Genomic DNA, 4202 nt, shown 5'->3' with positions numbered 1-4202 from the left:
ATTTGTGGTAAACTGAAAAGCAGTTGTAGGAAAGGAGTATAATCTACAATCCGCACTGTAAACCTATTACTACGAAAGGAGCCTGTTATGGAACAGAAAACTATTTTTGAACAGCTTGGCGGTACATACAGCCAACAGGGAGATTATTTGCTCCCGAATCTATCTTTACCCGAAGCAAAGGAATATGTGATTGGTAAGTATGGGCATTTGCGGTTGAGATACCTAAAGCAGCACCGCCCGATCATCTACACCAACTTGCTTACCTCTTGCAAACTGTCCGAACATTTGGCAGAGGTTGAGAAAGAATGTACCGAGCGGATGGATAGCCTTGTAAAAGCTATGGCGAAGCAGGAAGGCGTAACCGAAGCGCTCAAAGCCGCCGACCAATGGGCGTGGGTACGCCGCATGAATAATATCCGCAACCGAGCCGAAGAAATTGTTTTGAACGAAATCATCTATGTATAACGCAAGCCCGCTGTCAGCGATTTTTATTGACAGCGGGCGTTTTGTTTATTCGTCTTTATCCTTTGCTCTGTTCTTATACACGTTATATTGATTTTTGCACCTCGGGCTGCAAAAGATAGCGCTCGGTCTGGACGCAATAAACGGCTTCATACACTGCTTGCAGAGTCGAAGCGGATTGTGTTCATCCGTCAGCATAAAGGACAACATCATTTGTATGCCAAGCAAGAGAGAATGGAAATCCCATATCAACGTCGGATGTTCAAGCAAGGCGATATGATACGTCGGCGCATTTCCGCCGAACGCTTTTATACTTTCACGCATGATCTGTTTGGTATCTTCGTTCAGATTATCGTAGTCGTTATAATAGAAAAACACCGTTGTTGCATTGAACGCCCAATCCTTAAACGCCTGCTTCATCCATTCATAGCTCTCGGCATACTGACGCTGAAAGCACATATTGACCGCCATAGGAGCGTTGCTCATTGTCATAGCAAGCGCCATCATCTTTATATCGCCCTCAATGTTCCACAAGGATTCTACGCCTCGCTTTACTAGATCGAGCTTGTCAAACGGGAAGAACAAGGAAAGGTATTCCTCGGTTGACATCGTTTCTTTCCTGACCAACTGATTCTTCGGCAGATATACCGCTTCATAGTCCATAAAGGAAGCGGTAGTCGGCAGCGCTGTCATCAATCCGAATAAGCCGTACTTTTCGGCAAAGGCTTTTATCTCGGCTTGTATTTCTTCGTCGTTCTGATCTTCCTTCATACATAAGCGACCGATACAAAGAGCGTCCAAGACTAACTGCCGATACTCTTTCAGCGGATCGTATAGATCCGGCTGTGCGTCGGCACAGGGAGTTAAATACAGCCTGCCGTCCGTAGCTTCTTTCCATTCGTATTCACTGTACCGCACCCAAGTTGAATTGGAGTGTTCAAACTGAAAACTCATCACTATCACCCGTGTAATCTAAATCTAAAATAATATATTACTATTATACTAACTGCCCTTGTTATCGTCAAGGGCTTTTTTGATTAACAGCTTTTCGTTAAGTGTAAGAGGTATGCCGTTTTCTTTTCGGCTCTGTAATACACGGAGCAACGATTTATGTATTTTCTTTATCGCCGTCGCTCTGACCTTGCGGATATTTCTGTCCGTCTGACCTCGAACATCTCCAAGAGCCTTTGTGCTCATATTTCTCACTATTGTATTAAAGATGATCTCCCTGTGATCGTCGGATAGCTTATCCAATATCTTAGACAAATCTCCGTCCGTTACCAATTCGTTCAGCTCAAAGGGACAATGAAAGATAGCGTCAATATAATCGCCCTTGCGGATTTGCTTTATCAGGACATCGTTTACATCGTAAGGAATTATCTCGCCGTCGAGCTTTGCGCCGTAATCAAGCGGAATATCCAAACCGCTCCGACTGATCTCGTGATAGCGTTCCTTGCGCTCTCGGTTACTGTCAAGCCTGTTCCACCAAGCGATTACCTTTTTGAAGTCATCGGTTGTCCTTGCGGCGTTCTCAATTCGTAAGAGCGCTTCACGCTCCAATTCACGTTTCAGCTTTCTCGTTTCGGGTGGCTCGTTGATCTGCGGCGGTTCTTCGTCACGTTCAAGCTGTACTTCCAATTCAGCTTGATGTTCGTCGGCTAACGCCTCGGCGAACTGTTCTTCTTCCTGTTCCGACAAAATATCCTCGTAATCATCCACCACAAATCACCTCCCGCAAAATTTATTTAAAATTTTTCTAAAAACAGTTCCGCAAACCGTACCGAATTTCTCCTATATATGGAGGGGTAATCTGTTTTCTTTATTTCAGATTACTTCTATCAATAAAAAAGGAGGAAACGCTATGGCAGAATTATCAAACAGCGAGAAGAAACGAATCAAAAAACACGTTACCAACTGTTGTGCCAACTACAGTAAAGAATATGGCTGCTTACCGCTTGAAACAGAGTGCTATATGTTCAGCGTAGGCTTTACCAACAGCAAATTGTGCAAGTATTACGAGCAAGCTGTATTACCTACCGACGCCGAGTTGTTCGCCCTATTCAAAGGCGTACCCACAAAGAAGTGTCGGCAATGCGGCAAGCTCTTTGCTTCTGTTGGACGAAAGGCGTATTGTTCAGAGCAATGTGCCACAGAAGCTCGCCGTCATCAAACGGCAGAACGTGTGAGAAAGCACCGAGCGAATAAAGCTGAAATGTAACGCTTTTGCTCTCTGAAAGCCACTGTTTAAGCGGCTTTTGGGGAGCATTTTTGCGTAGGTAAGGTGCTTTTATCAATGTTTCAGTTTAGGGGTTACAGATTAAGGAACTGACTGACCTTTATTATACACAAATCAATTACAAAATTCAATGGGAGGTAATATATTGACCAACAACTATACAACGATGATTCGCCGTATCGGCTCTACAACCTATAAGGTTAAAGTGTATTTCAAAGAGAACGGCGAAACAATGGAAGATAAAATTTTGCGAATTGTTCGCAATGAAACCTTTAAAAATGACGAGGCTTGTGGTATAATCAATTTACCACAAATGAGCCGACAGTCTGAAAGGAGCGCCTGATATGGCAGCAAAACAGACTGAAGGAAAAATAACGGCACTGTATGAGAGACTGTCCCGTGACGATGAACTCGCCGGGGACAGCAACTCCATCATCAATCAAAAATCATACCTCGAAAGCAGCGCAAGGCAAAGAGGCTATGAAAACTTCGTCCACTATACCGACGACGGTTATTCGGGCGGTAACTTTGACCGTCCTGCTTGGAAACGGCTGATTGCGGATATTGAATCAGGCAAGGTTGCGCACGTTCTTGTCAAAGATATGTCCCGAATCGGCAGAGATTATTTGCAGACCGGCTATTACACCGAGGTACTGTTCCGTCAATACCACGTCCATTTTGTCGCTATCGCCAACAGCGTAGACAGCGATGATCAGAACAGCAATGAGTTTGCGCCGTTCCTCAATGTGATGAACGAGTGGTATCTGCGCGATCTAAGCCGTAAGCAGAAAACGGCAATCCGTGTGAAAGGTGAATCGGGCAAGCCGACATCCAACAGCGCAATTTACGGTTACAGGAAAGACCCTAACGATAAATACCATTGGCTGATTGACGAGGAAGCCGCCGAGGTTGTCCGCCGTATCTTTCGGTTGACGATTGACGGACACGGACCGTATGAGATCGCTCGTATTCTTTTTGACGACAAGGTTGAAACGCCCGCCGTTTATTTTGCCAAAAGAGGAATCGGTATATGGAAAAGTAAAGAGGAATTTACGCACCCATATAGTTGGAGCGGTTATATCGTCGGAAATATTATAGCCAAGCAGGAATATTGCGGCGATACCGTCAACTTCCGTTCTCATAAGGAATCCTACAAAGACAAAAGCCCTGTCAAGAATCCAAAAGAGGATTGGCTGATTTTCAAGGACACCCACGAAGCAATCGTTGACCGTGAAACGTGGGAGCTTGCGCAGAAGCTGCGGAAAACGCCGAAACGTATTGATACTTTTGGTGTTGCGAATCCGTTTACTGGTCTTGTTTATTGTGCCGACTGCGGAGCGAAGATGTTTAATCACCGCTCCAGAGGCAACAAGGAGAAAGGGAACTATCCGTCTGATTTCTTTGACTGCTCTGCATACACCTTGGGACATCAAAGGTACGTCAAAGAATGCAAAAGCCACTATATAAGGTCGGCGGTATTGCGAACGCTGGTGCTTGAAACAAT

Annotated in this window: 6 protein-coding genes; 4 read left to right on the top strand and 2 right to left on the bottom strand. The window is 44.9% G+C overall.

Annotated elements, in window-relative coordinates; translation table 11 throughout:
* The first annotated feature begins 87 nt into the window (after positions 1–87).
* Positions 88–465: a TnpV protein gene (locus tag BLP46_RS12530; protein WP_092979366.1), complete on the top strand. Its 378-nt coding sequence runs from the start codon at positions 88–90 to the stop codon at positions 463–465.
* 45 nt (positions 466–510) lie between these two features.
* On the opposite strand, the gene BLP46_RS12525 is transcribed toward BLP46_RS12530, so the two are convergent.
* On the bottom strand, positions 511–1416 hold the full coding sequence (locus BLP46_RS12525) for a DNA gyrase inhibitor YacG (RefSeq protein WP_092979364.1): 906 nt from the start codon (positions 1414–1416) through the stop codon (positions 511–513).
* Between the two features lie 48 nt (positions 1417–1464).
* Positions 1465–2181: a sigma-70 RNA polymerase sigma factor region 4 domain-containing protein gene (locus tag BLP46_RS12520; RefSeq protein WP_143000505.1), complete on the bottom strand. Its 717-nt coding sequence runs from the start codon at positions 2179–2181 to the stop codon at positions 1465–1467.
* A gap of 142 nt (positions 2182–2323) precedes the next feature.
* Here BLP46_RS12520 and BLP46_RS12515 point away from each other — a divergent pair, with 142 nt between their 5' ends.
* The 3 genes from BLP46_RS12515 to BLP46_RS12505 all read left to right on the top strand — a co-directional run.
* Positions 2324–2680, top strand: coding sequence for a cysteine-rich VLP protein (locus tag BLP46_RS12515; RefSeq protein WP_092979360.1), 357 nt, complete (start codon positions 2324–2326; stop codon positions 2678–2680).
* A gap of 163 nt (positions 2681–2843) precedes the next feature.
* On the top strand, positions 2844–3041 hold the full coding sequence (locus BLP46_RS12510; protein WP_496047850.1) for a transposon-encoded TnpW family protein: 198 nt from the start codon (positions 2844–2846) through the stop codon (positions 3039–3041).
* A gap of 1 nt (position 3042) precedes the next feature.
* Positions 3043–4202, top strand: a 1160-nt coding sequence (locus tag BLP46_RS12505; RefSeq protein WP_167669277.1) for a recombinase family protein, incomplete at its 3' end; no start/stop codon positions are given.

It is taken from the genome of Ruminococcus sp. YE282 (assembly GCA_900101355.1).
Lineage (GTDB): Bacteria > Bacillota > Clostridia > Oscillospirales > Acutalibacteraceae > Ruminococcoides > Ruminococcoides bromii_A.
Note: the sequence above shows the minus strand (reverse complement) of the source record. Positions and strands in the feature narration are given on the sequence as shown.